Raw genomic sequence first — 17,071 nt, 5'->3', positions numbered from 1 at the left:
AACAAACTCCATCAACGCTTAACTCATAAGCTTTTTTTAAATTATTATCTAAAACATCAAGTAAAAATAAAATTTTAGAGTCAAACATATAAAACTCAGCCATTTTTGAAGCAATTTTTGCTAATCTCTCATCTTCTATTAAAATATATTTTGCTCCTAGTGCATTAGAAAGTAAAATTTCTTCCTCATTCTTGGCATATATAGCAAAATCTATTTTTTCCTCTTTTGCACTTTTTATATTTTGTTCATTATAGTTAAAACAATTTACATTTGTTTTGATAAAAATATTTTCATAATGACTAAATTTTTGCATATTTATCAAAGAATGTCCAAAAATTAACATAATTTTTCCTTTATCTTTAAAAGACAATAATTCCTAAAGCCTTGATTAAAAATTTGATAATCTTTCAATTCTTGCAATTCATCATAAACTTCACTTCCTTTATAAAGCAAAAATAAAGTATTTTTATCATAAAAACCATTTGAAATTTCTACCAAAGGTTTTACATCCATCAAAGCTCTTGAAGTAATTAAATCTACTTTAAAAGGTGGATAGTTTTGTAATTTTTCTTTTATGATATTTACATTTATCAAATTAAGTTCAGTTTTAACCACCCTTAAAAATGAAGCCTTTTTAGCGCTAGGCTCAAAAAGAAAAAATTCATTATCTTGCAAAATACAAGCTAAAAATAATGCAGGAAAACCAGCCCCGCTTCCAATATCAATGATCTTTTTTTTATTACTCAAATCATAAAAATCTAAAATTTTAACACTATCAATAATATTTTCATCTATATTTTCAAAATGAGTTAAATTATGCACAGCATTAAATTTTTCTAACAACTCTTTATAGAGCGTGATTTTTTTAAAAAAATCATCTTTATTTGCAAAATCTTTTAAAAAATTTAATTGCTCTTCGTATTTTTTCAATTTAGATGTCCCATTTGTGTATATTTAATTTCTAAATAATCTTTATTAAAACGATTTGCTTTTATTAAAATAGGCACTCTTAAATTAATTTTTTCTTTTAATGAATTTAGTTTTTCAGGATTATTAGTTAAAAGGTTAATTTTAGAAATCTTATAATGCTTAAGTATAAATTCTACTATTTCATAACTACGCTCATCTGCCTTAAAACCTAATTGATGATTTGCTTCTATGGTATTAAAACCCTTATCTTGCAAAGCATAAGCATTAATTTTATTAAAAAGTCCTATACCTCTTCCTTCTTGCCTTAGATAAATTACCATACCACCATGCTCTTGAATGTATTTTAAAGAAAAATCAAGCTGTTCTCCACAATCACACTTTAAACTTCCCAAAACATCCCCTGTTAAACATTCTGAATGGATTCTAATATTAACTTCTTTTTCCAATTTTCCTTTAAAAATACAAAGATGTTCTTTATCATTTTCTTTAAAACTTTGTATATTAAATTCCCCAAAACGAGTAGGGAGTTTTGCTATTTCAGAAATTTGAATAGTCATTATTTTACTTTACCTTTTTTATAAAAAATATGCTAGAATTTAAACAATTTTAACAAACAAAAAGGAAATTTATGTTTAAACGCTTTAGAAGATTAAGACTTAATGAGAATATTAGAAGCTTAGTAAAAGAAAATACCTTAAATTTAGATGATTTAATCTATCCACTTTTTGTTATCAATGGTGCTAATATTAAAAATGAAATCACGTCTATGCCAGGTGTGTTTCAAATGAGCTTAGATGAAATTTTAAAAGAATGTGAGGAGTTAATTAATCTTGGTATTAAAGCGATTATTTTATTTGGCGTGTTAGAAAGTTCCAAAAAAGATAGTTGTGGAAGTGATGCATTAAGCGATGATGGCTTGATTGCTACAAGTCTAAGAGCTATTAAAGCAAAATTTCCTGATTTGGTAGTAATTACCGATCTTTGTTTTTGTGAGTATACTGATCATGGGCATTGTGGTATTATTGATCCAAAAAGTAAAAGCGTAGATAATGATTTAACTTTAGAAATTTCAGCCAAACAAGCTCTAATTCATGCTAAAAACGGTGCAGATATGATAGCACCAAGCGGCATGATGGATGGTATTATTGAAACTTTAAGAAAAACTTTAGATGAAAATGGTTTTGAAAATTTACCTATTATGGCTTATTCTACTAAATTTGCTTCAGCCTATTATGGGCCTTTTAGAGATGTGGCTGATTCTGCACCAAGTTATGGAGATAGAAAAACCTATCAAATGGATTTTGCCAATGGTAAAGAAGCCTTATGTGAGAGCTTAGAAGATGAAAAACAAGGTGCTGACATCTTAATGGTAAAACCAGCACTTGCGTATTTAGATGTAGTAAAAGATATAGCAAATCATTCTAAACTTCCACTTTGTGTGTATAATGTAAGCGGGGAATATGCTTTGCTAAAAGCAGGTCAAAAAGCAGGTGTGATTGACTATGAAAAAATAGTGCTTGAAACTATGCTTGCTTTTAAAAGAGCTGGAGCTAAGCTTATCATAACTTATCATGCAAAAGAAATTGCAAAATTATTAACAAATAAGGAGTGAGATTGAATAGTCTAAGCAAAAAAAGCTCTCAAGATGTAATCAATGAATTATCTAATCATTTGGGCATAGAAAAACACAATCAAACTATATTCCATCTAACCCACATTAACGATAAAGAAAAAAAGTTAAGTCTAAAAAATGGCCATAATTTAGCACCCGAACCATGGTTTATAGTAGATGAAAATGATGAAGTTAAAACTATGTTTTCTGTAAAAACTCTGATTGAGTTTTTACAAAGTGCCAAAAAGATACAAAAGGATAATTTTGAACTTAAACTAGAAAAGGCTATCTATCAACAAATTCCTATTGACTTTAATGATGTATGGACAGTCGCAATGGATGAGATTAAACATCAAGTTTCCAAAGGTATAAAAGAAGTTAATATTGATTTAGATCAATTAATCAGCAATATTCATACAAAACATCCTAACTTATTTATAAACATGAAAGAAATGATGCAAAAAGGCAAAAAATGAGAGATTATAAAAATTTTGTTAAATACTCCAAAGCAGGACCTAGATACACTTCTTATCCTACTGCAGTAGAATTTAACACCCATTTTAAATATGAAGACTATATAAAAATTTTAAAACAACAAACAGCACAATTATCTTTATATTTTCATTTGCCTTTTTGCAGGAGTGCTTGTTATTTTTGCGGTTGTAATGTAATATATACCGCAAAAGAAGAAAATAAAGAAAGGTATTTAAATTATCTTTTTAAAGAACTTGATCTTTTAACAAATACCATTGACACACAAAGAGAAGTAGCTCAAATGCATTTTGGCGGTGGTACACCTACTTTTTTTTCTGCTAAACAATTGCAAAGTTTGATTTTTAAAATAAAAAGCATTTTTCCAAATTTTACCCAAGATAGTGAAGTAAGTTGTGAAATTGATCCTAGATTCTTAAATGAAGAACAAGCTGATGTTTTAATTCAAAATGGCTTCAACCGTATTAGTTTTGGTGTGCAAGATTTTAACGAAAAGGTTCAAAAGGAAATTCATAGAATTCAACCTTTTGAACTTACCAAAAATGCAGTAGATATGGTAAGAAAAAAAGGGATAAATTCAGTAAATATGGATTTAATTTATGGCCTTCCTTATCAAAGTCTAAAAAGTTTTAAGCAAACTTTAGAAAAAGCACTGCTGATTAATCCCGATCGCTTTGCTATTTTTAATTATGCACATGTGCCTTGGCTTAAAAAAAATATGAGAAAATTTGACGAAAACACTCTACCAAGTCCTGATGTAAAACTTCAAATTTTAGAATATTGTGAAAAATTTTTAACTCAAAATGGTTATAAAATGATAGGAATGGATCATTTTGCAAAACCACAAGATGAACTTTTTAAAGCCTTAGAAAATGGTAGTTTGCATAGAAATTTTCAAGGCTATACTACAAAAGGCGGAACCGATTTAATCGGGATTGGCCTAACAAGTATAGGCGAAGGTAAAAGACACTATATGCAAAATTTCAAAGATATGCCAAGCTACGAAAAGGCTATCGATGAAGGTCGATTGCCTTGCGAAAAAGGTATTATGCTTGATGATGATGATGAACTAAGAAAAGCTGTTATTATGGAACTTATGAGTAATTTTGCTCTTAATATAAAAAATATTGAAAGTAAATTTAAGATTGATTTTTTTGAATATTTTAAGCAAGATTTAGAAGAACTCCAAAAACTTAATGAATTTATCAACATAGATAAAACTCATATCAAAGTTAATGAAACAGGAGTACTTTTAATCCGTAATATTGCTATGTGTTTTGATAAATATTTAAAACGCATTAGCGAAGATAAAAAAGTTTTCTCTAAAACGGTTTAATATGTTAAATGTTAATGAAATTTCTAATGCTTGCGTAAAATGTGGAAAATGCATACCAGTTTGCACCATACATGAAATAAATCGTGATGAGAGTACTTCCCCTCGTGGCTTTTTAGATTTAATCAGTGCTTATGAAAACCAAGAACTAGAGCTTGATAAAAATCTTAAAAAAATATTTGAATCATGTTTTTTGTGTACAAATTGCGTTGAAGTTTGTCCAAGCCATTTAAGAGTGGATAGTGCTATTGAAAAAGTGCGTTACGATATAGCACAAAAATTTGGCATTGCTTGGTACAAAAAACTTGCTTTCTTTTTTCTAAGACGCAGAAAAATTCTAGATATTTTAGCAAGATTTGGTTATGTTTTCCAAAGCTGTGCTTTTAGTTTACAACATAAAAATTTGGGAATGAAAGCTAAATTTAACCTACCTTTAATTAAAAAAGATCGCTTGCTTCCTTCTTTAGCTAAAAAAAGCTTTCTAGCTTCTAATCCTGATTTCATAAATAATCAAGGTGAAAAAACCATAGGACTTTTTATAGGCTGCTTGTCAAATTACTCTTATACAAATACGGGCTTTGCTTTGCTTGAAATTTGTAAACATCTTAAAATCAATGTAGATTTACTAAAAGATCAATCTTGTTGCGGTGCTCCTCATTATTTTACTGGAGATTTTAAAAGTGTAGAAATTTTAGCTAAAAAAAATATCGTTTATTTTGAAGAAAAATTAAAAACTCTAGATTATATCATTATCCCCGAAGCAACCTGTTCTGCGATGATTAATATAGACTATGAACATTTTTTCCACATGCAAAAAGATGAAGAATGGGCTATAAGAGCTAAAAATATTTCTAGTAAAATACTACTTGCAACAAAATATTTTTATGAATATACTAAACTAGAAGAGCTTTTAAAAACAAAGAAAAAATTAAAGACAAAAATTGCATACCACGATCCTTGTCATGCAAGAAAAATGCAAGGTGTTTTTAAAGAACCTAGAACCTTGCTTAAACAAAACTATACTTTCAAAGAACTTATTAACTCAAATGAATGCTGTGGTTTTGGTGGTGTTAGTATGCAAACTGATCACTATGAAAAAGCTTTGCAAGTTGGTATAAAAAAAGCTCAAAATATACAAAAAAGCAATGTGGAGATTATCAGCGCAGAATGTTCAGCTTGTAGAATGCAAATTTCAAATGCATTAGAGCATGAAAAATCCTCCACGCATTTTTTACATCCATTAGAATTGATAGCAAAAATACTTCAAGATAAAAATTAATCTTGAATTTTTATATCTTCGATATTTGATCTATTTTTTTCTATTAAAATTCTATTTTTTTCTATATTTTCACTATTTTTTTTACACTCGTTTTTCAAGATTTCAATATTTTTATATAAAATTTTTATTTTTCTCTCGTAACGATTTATCAATAAAAATACTATAAATAAAAATAAAATTAAAATAGCCCAATTTAAAAATGCCATATTTGCCCTTTCTTTAGATATATTAACACTTTTTATCTTAAACTAAAATTCTTTTCAAATTTGGAGAAAGTTTGACTAAAATTTCATAGTTGATAGTATTAAAAAAACTAGCCATAATATTTGCATCATTTAAAACACAAATTTCATCTTCATCATTCTCACAAGAAAAACTATCCATAGACATTTTTCCAAGCAATTTCTTACCATTAGGAAGAAAAAAATCTTGTTTTCCATCATAACGCAAAAGCCCATCTGCATAACCTAAATCATAAGTTGCTATTTCAAGATCTTCTTTTGCATTATATACACCACCATAACCAACACTTTGACCTTTTTTTAACACTCTTTGGCTTAATTTTTCAGCCCATAAACTTAAAACTTTGCGTAAGTCTTTATTAAAATGTGCATAGCCAAATTGCACAAGCCCTACTCTACAATACTCATCGCACCCAAGCTCGCTTGCTCTAAATAATGCTTCAGAATTATGTGAATGAAATATAAGCTTTTTAGCTTCATCACAAAGCAAAGTATATATTAGCTCTTTAGCTTGTTTAAATTTTTGTTTTTGCACAAAATAACTAGCATCTATTTCATCACTTCCTGCAAAGTGCATCATCACTCCATGAAGTATTAAATTATTACTTTGTAGTTCTTGTATCACTTCTTGAATTTCTTCAGGTATAATTCCATTTCTATGCATATTTGTATCTACAACTAAATGAATTTTTATATTTTGCTTGAATTTTTTAATATCATTTTTATCATTTAAAGCATAAATAAATTTTTCACTTTCATTGCCATGTGGATGATGGGATAAAATTAAGATATTATCAAAAATATCTTCAAGCTCTTTTGCTTCAGCTTCATTTTTTACCGCTATAAAATTTATACCTTTTGCTCTAGCTATAGGAGCTAAAAGCTTAGCTCCATGTCCATAAGCATTATCTTTAAAAACACATATTACTTTTTGATAACCTCCTGCTTTAGAGGCTATCAAGTCAAGATTATACTCATAAGCCAAACGATCAATTTTTATATATGCCATTATTGTTCAGCTAAAATTTGCATTTTATCTTCAACTAGCTTAACATAAAGGACTTTTTCTCCTTTGAATTTATAGTTAGTACTACGATAGTCTTCATAAAATCCTATTCTAAAAATTTTCTCATTTTTATCATTTGGATAAGGACTTATGCTAAGATCTGAAAATTTAATGCTCTTTTTTTCTCTCTTTGCGAAAATTCTTTCTTTATTTTTTGCAAATTGCTCATAAGTAGATTTATTATTATGTTTAAAAATTTTTTTATCATAAAAAGATAAATATTTATTTATATCACTTTTTTGCCAACTATCTTTCCAGGCAAATAAATTAGCTAGTAAAATCGCTATTTCATCATGAGTTGCTCTTACTTTATTTTTCTCTTCTGTCATTGCATAAGATTTTCTATCAGCTACTAATTTATTAAAATCTTCCAATAAATCATTATGCACAGCAATACAACCTCTAGTTTTATAAGTATCCAAGCGTGTTCCATCTAAAGGATAGCCATGAATCCAAATACCACCACCTGTTTTACCCAAAGTTTTATCTAAAACATTTGGGTAAGTTGTTGCAAATGCAAATGGGCCATAATATGGATCACCAGGATAAAATTTCTTTCCAAGTTCGTAAAAACCTATTGGAGTTTTTAAATCCCCTTCTACTTCTTTATCTCCAGCTAAACCTGTTAAAACATCCCTTTGGATAAATTTCTTTTCTACTTTTCCATCATTGTAGTGATAAACTCTAATAATTTTATCACTTTTATTTGTTAAAACTATTGCAACATTTTCCTCATAATATCCTAAACTAATATTTTTGTCTTTTATCTCATCAAGCCAAAAATCTTTTTTACTTAACTCTTGCTCCAATACCCTTTCAACTGCATCAATACCTTCGTTTAGATAAATTTTTGCAAGATTATTTGCATTTGCAAACACAGCCAAACTAAACAATGCTAATATAATTTTAAACAATTTTCACCTTTCTATTAAAAATTAAAACAACAAAGAGCTAATTATAATATTTTTACAATAAATATATTTTTAATTTTTTCCGTGTATAATGTTTACAAATAACCAAAAACAAAAAAAGGAAAAATAATGAAAAAATTACTTAGTTTAGCCATATTAAGCACTTTTGCTTTTTCAAATCAAATTACTATAAATGATCCTTATGTAAGACAAACTCCACCTAATTCTAAAACAACGGCATTTTTTTTAGAACTTAAAAACAACTCCAACAAAGATATTAAACTCATAAAAGCTCAAAGTTCATTAAGCGATACAGCTGAAATTCATGATCATATTATGAAAGATGGTAAAAAAATGATGGTTCAAATTCCTCAAATCACAATAAAAGCTAATTCAAGCACTGAACTTAAACCTGGTGGGATGCACATTATGATACTAAATCTCAAAGAAAATATCACACCGCAAACAAAGGCCAATCTAACTCTTTATTTTGATGATAATAGTACAATTGAACTAAAAGATATCAAGTCAAGAAGCATTAAAAAATAATGAAAAATCTACTTGTCTTTGCCTTAGCTATAGTCTTTGCTATATGCGGGGCTTATTTTTACACCAATTCATCAAATACCGGAAAAAAGAGAGAATTAATTACCACTTTAACACCTCTAACATGTGATCTAAACATTCAAGAATGTGAATACAATTTTAAGGATAAAAAAGTCTTAGTAAATTTAAATCCAAAGCCTATTACTACATTAAATGAGCTTGATTTAAATATTACCAATTTAAGTGAGTTTAAAAAACTTAATGCTAGGGTTTATGGACTTAATATGTATATGGGAGATATTGTTCCACAATTTAAAAAAATAAACAATACTTATCATGCTAAATTAGTTTTAAGTTCTTGCACTCTAGATATAATGCGTTTTAGAATAGAGCTTTTTGATGATGAAACTCCACTAGGTTTTTATTTTGACTTTGATGTAAAGAGGTAAAATTTGAAAAAAATAAATATTTTTTTATTAATTGTGGTAATTTTTGGAGTATTTTTTATATCTGTGCAGTATTTTGAAAACAACAAATACAATTTTCACTTAAATTCTGAAAAAGGCATACTTAGTCTAAAAGATTTTATCGGTAAAAAACTAATTGTATATTTTGGCTATACATATTGTCCTGATGTCTGTCCTAGTGAGCTTGCCTTGATTGCTAATGTTTTAGAAAAAATGCCAAATAAAGAAAAAGCTCATGTGATATTTATCTCACTAGATCCAGCAAGAGATAACAATCTAACTCAAACTAGCCAATGGGTAAAGTATTTTTACCCAAATTCAACTGCATTAGTTGCTAAAGATGAAAAAGAATTAGAAAAAGTTACTAAAAATTATGGCGTAGTATATGAAAAAATCAATCTTAAAGATTCTGCTATGGGATATTCTATAGCACATAGTGGCGAATTTTATTTGATTGATGAGAATGGAAAATTTATTAAAACCATTAAAGATATCAGTTATGAAAAATTTTTCAATGAAATTCAAAAATTCTTAAACGAATAAATTTTTCAATTTATTCGTTTCTTAAAGTGTCTAAAATATCTACTTGTGTTGCTTTTTTAGCAGGATAATAAGAAGACAAGCTCACAATCATAATAGCACCAAAAATCGTAGTACAAAAATCAACAAAAGAAAGCTCCAAAGGTAGCTTACTCATGCCATAAACATCACTTGGTAAAGAAATAATGTCAAAATTTCCAAGTATCCACAAAGCAATAGCTGCAAGTATCACACCTGCTACGATACCACCTCCACCTATCAAAAATCCTAAAGAAAAAAATGTTTTTTTAATCTCTAACTTACTAGCTCCCAAAGAAAGCAGCAAAGCTATCTCACTACGACGATTCATTACTATCATTAATAAAGAACTTACTATATTTAAACTTGCAACCAAAATAATCAACATCAATACTATAAACAAAGCTCTTTTTTCTAAAGCTAATGCTGCAAAGAAATTTCCATTTTGCTCCCACCAGCCTATACTAGCATATCTTGCACCCAAAAAAGCTTCAATTTGTTTAATATCCTCAAAAGGCTTATTTGAATATACATGTACCCCATCATAACTTCCTTGGGGATATGACAAAATCTTAGCTAAAGCTTTTACATCTGTATACATATAAGCTTTATCATAAGCTAACAAACCTGAAGAAAAATCAGCCATAACATCAAATCTTTTAACTTTTGGAATAAGCGAAAATCCGCTTGCATTAAGATTGGAAAAAATTAAGGTAATTTTTTCATTATAATCAAGTCCAAATTCATCTTTTAAGCCCTTACCAATTAAAATATCAAAATTATCTATTTTTTTATCTTTTAAAGCTTGAGCTACTACCTCATTGATCTTTTTTTCATCTTCAAAATTAACCCCAAAAAGCATACCGCCTTCCAATTTTAAATCATTTCTTGCTATAACCTGAGTAGCAATATAAGGGCTAAATAATAAATTTGGAAATTTGCTTCTTAATTCTTGCAACAATTTATCATCTACATTTGCCCCAAAACGCGGTAATATAGTGATAGGATAATTCATAGTAAAAAGTTTTCTCTCAAATTCTTTATCAAAGCCATTCATAATGGCCATTGCAACTAAAAGCACACAAAGTCCTATACTTACACCTAAAAAGGCTAAAATTTTTGAAAGCATAATAAAGGGTTGATCTTTATCAAAACGCAGGTATTTAAATAATAAATAACGAGGGATACTTTTATACATCTTTTACTCTTAATATTTTTTTAAGTATTTTAACTTGATTTTTATAAAAGCAAGCTTTGTATTTATTTAAGATAATATACAAAGGCACTATTATCGTGAAATTCAACTATAAATCTTAGTGGCAAAATTCTCACATAAGTTTCACTTTGCACACTTGCTTGTTCACTTTTTACAAAGTCTTTTACATCTATTTTTGAGTTAAAAAAGCAATCAATTAAATCATTTTTGTGAGCATTTAAAAAGTTAAATTTATCCAGCTTTGTCATCTTTTCTTCAGCCACCATACCAAAATCATTGCGTATTAAAGACTTCAAATCACTTGGCGTATATGCTAACTCACAAGCATATTCTAAATTTTTATTTTTACTTTTAGTCATAGCCATAGAAATAGTTTCATTTTGATGATAAAGAATAAAATTTTTATTAGAAAGTTCTGCCCAAAATATAAATTCATCTTGGGCAGTAGCATTAAAAATTATGAGGATTAATAAGCAAACAATTCTTTCCACTTGTCAGCATCAATTTTAAGTTCTACATTTACTCTATAAAGACCATCTTTAAAGTCTTGATCTACAACACTTGCATTTTTAATCAAACCATTTACCTGTGCTGTAATAGTTGAGCTTTTAAGCATTGCATCTTTTACTGTATCTTTACCATTAACTCTGACACCATACAACTTACTTGCTAATTGTCTATAAGCATCGGTAATTGCCGCTCTTTTAGCTAAAGCCAAAGCTTGACCAACTGAAACCGTATTTAAAGGAGCAATACCCTCACCCACCGCTGTAAAAGTTAAATCATTGTCTGTACTTGTATCATTTGCAAGCATTTTTTCTTCTCTAATGATGTTACGCACATCATCTTTATCAACTTTTTGAACCACAACATCAGAATTTGCTGCTTGAGTCTGATTTGGATTCACACCTCTTTGATCTAGTGCACAAGCACTAAAACCCAAAGCTAAACAAAACATAAAAATAACTTTTTTCATTTTTTACACCTTCAATTTATTTGATTTTATTAAAACAGCAAAAAGCATTCCAATAATTTTACTATTCTAAATTTAAATCCATATTAGTTTCAGCATCTAACTCCTCATCTTCTTCTTTAGGACACTTAGCAATGCTTACAACCTCATCATTTTCAACATTAACAACAATTACACCACTTGTATTTCTACCTGCTTTTCTAATGCTTTGCATATCAACGCGTATCATCTTACCACTGCTTGTTAATGCCATTAAATCCATACTTTCATCAACTATGACTATACCGATTAAATCTTTTGTTTTGGCAGTAAGTTTCATACAAATAACACCCTTACCACCTCTACTTTGAAGTCTATATTCTCCAGCATCAGTACGCTTACCTATACCTTTTGCACTTACGCTTAAGATTTCTTGAGCGTCATTTTCTATAACAACAGCACCCACAACCTCATCATCTTTTTCTTTAAATTTAATCGCAGTTACCCCTCTACTTACACGGCCAATCTCTCTAACTTTAGCAAGTGGGAATTTAATGCACATACCTTTTTTAGTAACCGCAAAAAGCATTTTACCAACGATAGTATTATCAAGCTCTTCATTAGGTTCAAGCATTTCATTTTCTAAATTTTCTTCATAATTTTGTTCTTGAGTTTCATTTTCATCCCTTGCTACGATAATTGCAGTAACAAGTTCATCATTTTCATCTAGATTAATCGCTTTTACACCCACGCTTCTAATGTTTTGATATTCACTTAAATTTGTGCGTTTTACGATACCATTTTTAGTAAAGAAACACAATGATTTACTTTCATCAAAATCAGTGGTTGGAATAATTGCCATGATTTTTTCATCTGCTTGTAAATTAATGAGATTAACCACGGCTTTGCCTTTAGCGGTTCTACTTCCTTCAGGAATTTTATAAACCTTAAGCCAATAAAGCTGTCCGCGATCAGTAACAAACATCAAGGTATCATGTGTATTTGCCGTAAAGAAACTTTCTATAAAATCATCATCATAAGTTGTAACTGCAACCTTGCCTTTACCACCGCGTTTTTGTTTTTCATATTGCTTACTTGGAACACGCTTAATATAGCCACGATGAGTGATAGTAACTACCATATTTTCATTTGGTATTAAATCTTCTATATCAATATCATCATAGTCATCTTCAATTTGAGTGATTCTCGGTACATCAAATTTTGTTCTGATTTCTTTTAATTCATCTTTGATTAAATTTTCAAGCAAAGTTTCGCTTTTTAAAATTTGATCAAGCCTCTCTATTTCTGCTAATAATTCTCTTAATTCGTTATCAATTTTTTCTCTCTCAAGACCTGTTAAACGGCCTAATTTCATATCTAAAATAGCATTAGATTGAAGCTCGCTTAGACCAAATTTTTGCATTAATAAATTTTTAGCCGTTGGGTTGTCAGGAGAGTTTTTAATCAAAGCTATCACTTCATCAATATTATCTAGTGCAATTTTTAAACCTTCTAAAATATGTGCTCTAGCTCTAGCTTTTTGCAACTCATAAATAGTTCTTCTAATAATTACAGTTTTTCTATGATTTAAGAATAATTTTAAAAGCTCGATTAAAGAAAAAACTTTTGGCTCTTTATTATGTATAGCAAGCATAATCACACCAAAAGTGCTTTCCATAGTGGTAGATTTAAAAAGATTATTTAACACAATCTCACTCATAGCATCGCGTTTTAGCTCAATTACCACGCGAATTCCTTCTCTATCACTCTCATCTCTAACTTCAGCAATACCTTCGATTTGTTTTTCTTTGGCAAGTTCAGCGATTTGCTCTATTAATCTTGCTTTGTTAGTTTGATAAGGAAGTTCATCTATAACAATAATATCTTTATTAGCTCTTTTTTCTATATGGGTCTTTGCTCTTACTTTTACCCTACCACGACCTGTGCGGTATGCTTCTATAATACCTTTTTTACCAAAGATAATACCGCCGGTTGGAAAATCAGGTCCTTTAATAAATTGCATTATTTCTTCTAAACTTGCGTTTTTATTATCAATTAAATAAAGCAAACCATCAATAAGCTCATTTAAGCTATGCGGAGGAATATTGGTAGCCATACCCACTGCAATACCACTTGAACCATTAAGTAATAAATTTGGCACCCTAGCAGGTAAAACATCAGGCTCACTCATAGAATCATCATAATTTGGTATAAAATCAACCGTATCTTTTTCTATATCACGCAAAAGTTCTTCAGCTAAAATCGTCATCCTAGCTTCAGTATAACGCATTGCAGCAGCACCATCGCCATCAATAGAACCGAAGTTTCCTTGTCCATCTACGCTTGGATAACGCATAGAAAAATCTTGCGCCATTCTTACTAAAGCATCATATACAGCTGTATCACCATGTGGATGATATTTACCGATTACATCACCCACTATACGCGCTGATTTTTTGTATGCACTACGACTTCCAACACCTAAATCATTCATAGCATATAAAATTCTTCTATGAACAGGTTTAAGCCCATCTCTAGCATCAGGTAAGGCACGGCCTATAATAACACTCATAGAATAATCTAAATAACTACTTTTTATAGAACTTTCTATATCTATATTTTCAATATCTGAATCTTTAGTAAAAATATTTTCCATAAAAATCCTTAAAATTAATGCCTATATTGTATCAAATTTTGCATTAGCCAAAACTAAAGCAAAAAGCACTTCAATATTATTTTTTTCTAAAAGCTCTTTTGCCTCTAATAAACTTAATCCAGTAGTTATCACATCATCTACTAAAATTACAGGATATTTTGGACGCTTTAAAAGCTTATAAGATCTTTTATTATCTTTACGAAATTTCAAACTTTTACCACTATATTTAAATTCTGAACTAGCTTGCAAGGTGTGATACATAGGTTTTATAAATTTAGTATTTAAGTATTTAGTTAAAATAGCAGTATGAGAGTAATTTTTATATGTTTTATCATCTAAAGCTATAGCATTAATTTTACAAGATGGTTGAAAAAAATCCTCAAATTTAGCAAAACTCAATTTTGCTAAAGCATTTAAAACAAAATAGCCTTGAAATTTGTGTTTAAAATAAATCAAATGCTTAATTTGCTCATATTGATAAAAATAATAAACTTTAAAATTTCCCTCAAGTTCTCTTATACCTAAAGAATATTCTAAAAGCTCTTCCTTGCAAGCTGGACAAAAACTCGCAAAGGAAAATCCATGGCAATTAAAACACCTCACAAAGAGCTGATAATATCTGCAGATTTATTAGCCACTTGTTTTATAAGAAGCTGAGTGAAAAAAGGTAGATCTTTGATATTATAAAAACCTTTAACTTCTTGTTTGGTTTTAATATTAATAGTTTTATTGGTATTAATATCTTTTAGTGTCAATTGACTAGCAATAATTGAAAATAAAGAATTAGAATCAAATTTAGAATAAAAATCATTAAAACTTAAATCTACCCTTAAAACATAAGGAGAATCTTGTGTATCTTCTACTACAACTATACCTCTATTTTCTAATTCTTCTTTTAAAAACACATAAAAATAGTAGTTAAAATTCTCATTAATATAATAATTATTTCCATTAGAAGAAGAATATTTTAAATTCTCATTTAAATCATATACCCTATGAATATAAACTTTTTTTAAGGAAGCACTTTTATCAATTGTTCTTTTATTTGCGCAATACTTAAGTCCCACATCACTAATATACACAAGGCCTTTAATTTTTGCTTCATATGCTTTAGAATCAGAAGGATTATAACATTGTGCTTGAATTTTTATAAGCTCATTAACTTTTGCAACACTTTGATTTTTAGAATTTACAGCACATGCACTAAAAAATAAAGCTAAAACAAATACAAATACTTTTTTTAACATTTTTTTTCCTTAGAATCATCTTTATTATTTTATGATTTTTAATTAGCAAAAATTATACCAAAAACAAATAAATTTTACTAAAACTTACTTTTTTTCACACAAGAATAATTTTATTGAAAAAATTTTATACAAAAATTGATATTTAAAAGAAAATTCATTTAGAATATGTTACAAAACTGCAATATTTTAAAGGAGTTGTTAAATGAGTTCAAATACAAAAACACTTATAGTCGTTGCTGATTTAGTGTTATTTATCGCTTTGCTTTATTTTTCCCCTTTTGGTGAAACTAAAGTAAACCAAGGTTTATCTTTGTTAATTTTTATTGCCGTTTTATGGCTTAGTGAGGCTTTGCATGTTACTATTACAGCTATTTTAGTACCTGTTTTAGCTGCTATTTTGGGATTACTACCCACCGCTAAAGCTTTAACAGGTTTTGCTGATTCTAATATCTTTTTATTTTTTGGTGGTTTTGCTTTGGCCGCAGCTATGCATCATCAAAAATTAGACAAACTTATTGCACATAAAATTTTAACATTAGCAAAAGGGCATTTAGGCCTTTCTAGTTTGTATATTTTTATCACTACTGCATTTTTATCCATGTGGATGAGTAATACCGCAACAGCAGCTATGATGCTTCCGCTTGCTATAGGTATGTTAGCTTCACTTGATCCGCAAAAAGATAGAAATACTTATGTTTTCATCCTTTTAGGTATAGCTTTTAGTGCGAGTATAGGTGGTATAGGCACCATAGTAGGAACTCCACCAAATGCAATCGTTGCCACTCAATTACACATTACTTTTGCACAATGGTTAAAATACGGAATTCCTATTGTTTTAATTTTCCTACCTGCAATGATTTTAATTTTATACTTTATGTTTAAACCTAAATTTAATCTACAAGTTGATTTACATACTGAAAATATAGAACTTACAAGACCTAGAATCATCACTTTAATAATCTTTTTAGTCGTTGCACTATCTTGGATTTTTAGTGGTAATATCAGTCCTATCATCACAAGTATTTTTGGACACAAAATAGCAAATCTTGATGCAATTATTGCTTTATTGGCTGCTGTTTTAGTATGTGCTTTTAAAGTAATTGATTGGAAAAATATACAAAAAAATACCGATTGGGGTGTATTAATGCTCTTTGGTGGAGGTATCACTCTAAGTGTAGTATTAAGAGATTCTGGCGCTAGTAAAGTAATGGCTGATACTATCATTTCATTTATAGAAAATGGACATTTATTTATTATAGGTTTAATTGTGGCATTTTTTATAGTATTTTTAACTGAATTTACTTCAAATACTGCTTCAGCAGCCTTACTTGTGCCTTTATTTATCTCTATAGCAGATACTTTAGGTGTTCCTGCTTTAGGACTTGCTTTAATCATTGCTATTGGTGCTTCTTGTGCTTTCATGCTACCAGTTGCTACACCACCAAATGCTATAGTTTTTGGTACAGGACATATTAAACAACAAGAAATGGTAAAAGTTGGGATTATATTAAATATCTTTTGCTCAATCGCGCTTGCAGTAATTGCATACTTTTTCTGGCTATAA

Annotated in this window: 19 protein-coding genes and 1 pseudogene; 8 read left to right on the top strand and 12 right to left on the bottom strand. The window is 28.9% G+C overall.

Annotated features, from left to right (window positions below; translation table 11 throughout):
• The 3 genes from L8T82_RS06990 to ribA all read right to left on the bottom strand — a co-directional run.
• Window positions 1-343, bottom strand: a 343-nt coding sequence (locus L8T82_RS06990; RefSeq protein ID WP_263659631.1) for a hypothetical protein, incomplete at its 3' end; no start/stop codon positions are given.
• A complete protein-coding gene (gene rsmG, locus L8T82_RS06985; protein WP_133319825.1) occupies window positions 337-930 on the bottom strand; it encodes a 16S rRNA (guanine(527)-N(7))-methyltransferase RsmG in 594 nt (197 codons plus the stop codon). The genes rsmG and L8T82_RS06990, both read right to left, overlap by 7 nt.
• Window positions 927-1,487 carry a GTP cyclohydrolase II gene (ribA, locus tag L8T82_RS06980; protein WP_220567283.1) on the bottom strand — a complete coding sequence of 187 codons (561 nt, stop codon included), beginning with the start codon at window positions 1,485-1,487 and terminating at the stop codon, window positions 927-929. Before ribA ends, rsmG begins: the two co-directional genes overlap by 4 nt.
• Before the next feature lie 71 nt (window positions 1,488-1,558).
• Between ribA and hemB the strand changes: the two genes are divergently transcribed.
• From hemB to L8T82_RS06960, 4 genes and pseudogenes are all read left to right on the top strand, one after another.
• The gene (hemB, locus tag L8T82_RS06975) at window positions 1,559-2,542 is read left to right on the top strand and encodes a porphobilinogen synthase (RefSeq protein ID WP_133319823.1); all 984 of its coding nucleotides are present in this window, start codon (window positions 1,559-1,561) and stop codon (window positions 2,540-2,542) included.
• Window positions 2,543-2,544: 2 nt separating this feature from the next.
• Window positions 2,545-3,028 (top strand): annotated as a pseudogene (locus L8T82_RS06970) (DUF2603 domain-containing protein).
• The gene (gene hemN, locus L8T82_RS06965; protein WP_263726188.1) at window positions 3,015-4,370 is read left to right on the top strand and encodes an oxygen-independent coproporphyrinogen III oxidase; all 1,356 of its coding nucleotides are present in this window, start codon (window positions 3,015-3,017) and stop codon (window positions 4,368-4,370) included. Before L8T82_RS06970 ends, hemN begins: the two are co-directional and overlap by 14 nt.
• Window position 4,371: 1 nt before the next feature.
• Window positions 4,372-5,646 carry a (Fe-S)-binding protein gene (locus tag L8T82_RS06960; RefSeq protein WP_263726187.1) on the top strand — a complete coding sequence of 425 codons (1,275 nt, stop codon included), beginning with the start codon at window positions 4,372-4,374 and terminating at the stop codon, window positions 5,644-5,646.
• On the opposite strand, the gene L8T82_RS06955 is transcribed toward L8T82_RS06960, so the two are convergent.
• Genes L8T82_RS06955 through L8T82_RS06945 form a run of 3 tightly spaced genes read right to left on the bottom strand, consistent with a single transcriptional unit; the run spans window position 5,643 to window position 7,868 of the window.
• Window positions 5,643-5,852 carry a hypothetical protein gene (locus L8T82_RS06955; RefSeq protein ID WP_133319819.1) on the bottom strand — a complete coding sequence of 70 codons (210 nt, stop codon included), beginning with the start codon at window positions 5,850-5,852 and terminating at the stop codon, window positions 5,643-5,645. The genes L8T82_RS06960 and L8T82_RS06955 overlap by 4 nt on opposite strands.
• A 37-nt stretch (window positions 5,853-5,889) precedes the next feature.
• Window positions 5,890-6,897, bottom strand: a complete 1,008-nt coding sequence (locus tag L8T82_RS06950) for an alanine racemase (RefSeq protein WP_263662959.1) — start codon at window positions 6,895-6,897, stop codon at window positions 5,890-5,892.
• Window positions 6,897-7,868: a L,D-transpeptidase family protein gene (locus L8T82_RS06945; protein WP_133319817.1), complete on the bottom strand. Its 972-nt coding sequence runs from the start codon at window positions 7,866-7,868 to the stop codon at window positions 6,897-6,899. The genes L8T82_RS06950 and L8T82_RS06945 overlap by 1 nt, the downstream gene beginning before the upstream one ends.
• Before the next feature lie 126 nt (window positions 7,869-7,994).
• On the opposite strand from L8T82_RS06945, the gene L8T82_RS06940 reads away from it, so the two are divergent.
• From L8T82_RS06940 to L8T82_RS06930, 3 genes are read left to right on the top strand one after another with little or no spacing between them, the layout of a single operon-like run.
• Window positions 7,995-8,414, top strand: a complete 420-nt coding sequence (locus tag L8T82_RS06940; protein ID WP_133319816.1) for a copper chaperone PCu(A)C — start codon at window positions 7,995-7,997, stop codon at window positions 8,412-8,414.
• Window positions 8,414-8,860 carry a hypothetical protein gene (locus L8T82_RS06935; RefSeq protein ID WP_263726186.1) on the top strand — a complete coding sequence of 149 codons (447 nt, stop codon included), beginning with the start codon at window positions 8,414-8,416 and terminating at the stop codon, window positions 8,858-8,860. The genes L8T82_RS06940 and L8T82_RS06935 overlap by 1 nt, the downstream gene beginning before the upstream one ends.
• A 3-nt stretch (window positions 8,861-8,863) precedes the next feature.
• Window positions 8,864-9,421, top strand: coding sequence for an SCO family protein (locus L8T82_RS06930; protein WP_263726185.1), 558 nt, complete (start codon window positions 8,864-8,866; stop codon window positions 9,419-9,421).
• Window positions 9,422-9,431: 10 nt separating this feature from the next.
• Here the strand turns inward: L8T82_RS06930 and L8T82_RS06925 are convergent, their stop codons facing one another.
• From L8T82_RS06925 to mapA, 6 genes are all read right to left on the bottom strand, one after another.
• Window positions 9,432-10,634: an ABC transporter permease gene (locus L8T82_RS06925; protein ID WP_263726184.1), complete on the bottom strand. Its 1,203-nt coding sequence runs from the start codon at window positions 10,632-10,634 to the stop codon at window positions 9,432-9,434.
• A gap of 62 nt (window positions 10,635-10,696) precedes the next feature.
• Window positions 10,697-11,143 (bottom strand): hypothetical protein, encoded by a 447-nt coding sequence (locus tag L8T82_RS06920; protein WP_263662961.1) that lies wholly within the window; start codon window positions 11,141-11,143, stop codon window positions 10,697-10,699.
• Window positions 11,119-11,628 carry an LPP20 family lipoprotein gene (locus tag L8T82_RS06915; protein ID WP_133319811.1) on the bottom strand — a complete coding sequence of 170 codons (510 nt, stop codon included), beginning with the start codon at window positions 11,626-11,628 and terminating at the stop codon, window positions 11,119-11,121. The genes L8T82_RS06920 and L8T82_RS06915 overlap by 25 nt, the downstream gene beginning before the upstream one ends.
• A 61-nt stretch (window positions 11,629-11,689) precedes the next feature.
• Entirely contained in the window at window positions 11,690-14,260 is a 2,571-nt protein-coding gene (gyrA, locus tag L8T82_RS06910; RefSeq protein ID WP_263726183.1) for a DNA gyrase subunit A, read from the bottom strand.
• Between the two features lie 21 nt (window positions 14,261-14,281).
• A complete protein-coding gene (locus tag L8T82_RS06905; RefSeq protein WP_133319809.1) occupies window positions 14,282-14,863 on the bottom strand; it encodes a ComF family protein in 582 nt (193 codons plus the stop codon).
• The gene (gene mapA / locus L8T82_RS06900) at window positions 14,860-15,507 is read right to left on the bottom strand and encodes an outer membrane lipoprotein MapA (RefSeq protein WP_258107956.1); all 648 of its coding nucleotides are present in this window, start codon (window positions 15,505-15,507) and stop codon (window positions 14,860-14,862) included. The genes L8T82_RS06905 and mapA overlap by 4 nt, the downstream gene beginning before the upstream one ends.
• Window positions 15,508-15,709: 202 nt before the next feature.
• Between mapA and L8T82_RS06895 the strand changes: the two genes are divergently transcribed.
• Window positions 15,710-17,071, top strand: a complete 1,362-nt coding sequence (locus L8T82_RS06895; protein ID WP_133319807.1) for a DASS family sodium-coupled anion symporter — start codon at window positions 15,710-15,712, stop codon at window positions 17,069-17,071.

This window comes from Campylobacter sp. IFREMER_LSEM_CL292 (genome assembly GCF_025771615.1).
In the GTDB taxonomy this organism is placed as follows: Bacteria; Campylobacterota; Campylobacteria; order Campylobacterales; family Campylobacteraceae; genus Campylobacter_D; species Campylobacter_D lari_D.
This window is presented reverse-complemented; position numbering and strand designations above follow the sequence as displayed.

Coding starts and splice junctions, on each gene's coding strand:
- ribA (WP_220567283.1), bottom strand. CDS start 1,487: ATGACTATTCAAATTTCTGAAATAGCAAAACTCCCTACTCGTTTTGGG.
- hemB (WP_133319823.1), top strand. CDS start 1,559: ATGTTTAAACGCTTTAGAAGATTAAGACTTAATGAGAATATTAGAAGC.
- hemN (WP_263726188.1), top strand. CDS start 3,015: ATGAGAGATTATAAAAATTTTGTTAAATACTCCAAAGCAGGACCTAGA.
- L8T82_RS06960 (WP_263726187.1), top strand. CDS start 4,372: ATGTTAAATGTTAATGAAATTTCTAATGCTTGCGTAAAATGTGGAAAA.
- L8T82_RS06955 (WP_133319819.1), bottom strand. CDS start 5,852: ATGGCATTTTTAAATTGGGCTATTTTAATTTTATTTTTATTTATAGTA.
- L8T82_RS06950 (WP_263662959.1), bottom strand. CDS start 6,897: ATGGCATATATAAAAATTGATCGTTTGGCTTATGAGTATAATCTTGAC.
- L8T82_RS06940 (WP_133319816.1), top strand. CDS start 7,995: ATGAAAAAATTACTTAGTTTAGCCATATTAAGCACTTTTGCTTTTTCA.
- L8T82_RS06935 (WP_263726186.1), top strand. CDS start 8,414: ATGAAAAATCTACTTGTCTTTGCCTTAGCTATAGTCTTTGCTATATGC.
- L8T82_RS06925 (WP_263726184.1), bottom strand. CDS start 10,634: ATGTATAAAAGTATCCCTCGTTATTTATTATTTAAATACCTGCGTTTT.
- L8T82_RS06915 (WP_133319811.1), bottom strand. CDS start 11,628: ATGAAAAAAGTTATTTTTATGTTTTGTTTAGCTTTGGGTTTTAGTGCT.
- gyrA (WP_263726183.1), bottom strand. CDS start 14,260: ATGGAAAATATTTTTACTAAAGATTCAGATATTGAAAATATAGATATA.
- mapA (WP_258107956.1), bottom strand. CDS start 15,507: ATGTTAAAAAAAGTATTTGTATTTGTTTTAGCTTTATTTTTTAGTGCA.
- L8T82_RS06895 (WP_133319807.1), top strand. CDS start 15,710: ATGAGTTCAAATACAAAAACACTTATAGTCGTTGCTGATTTAGTGTTA.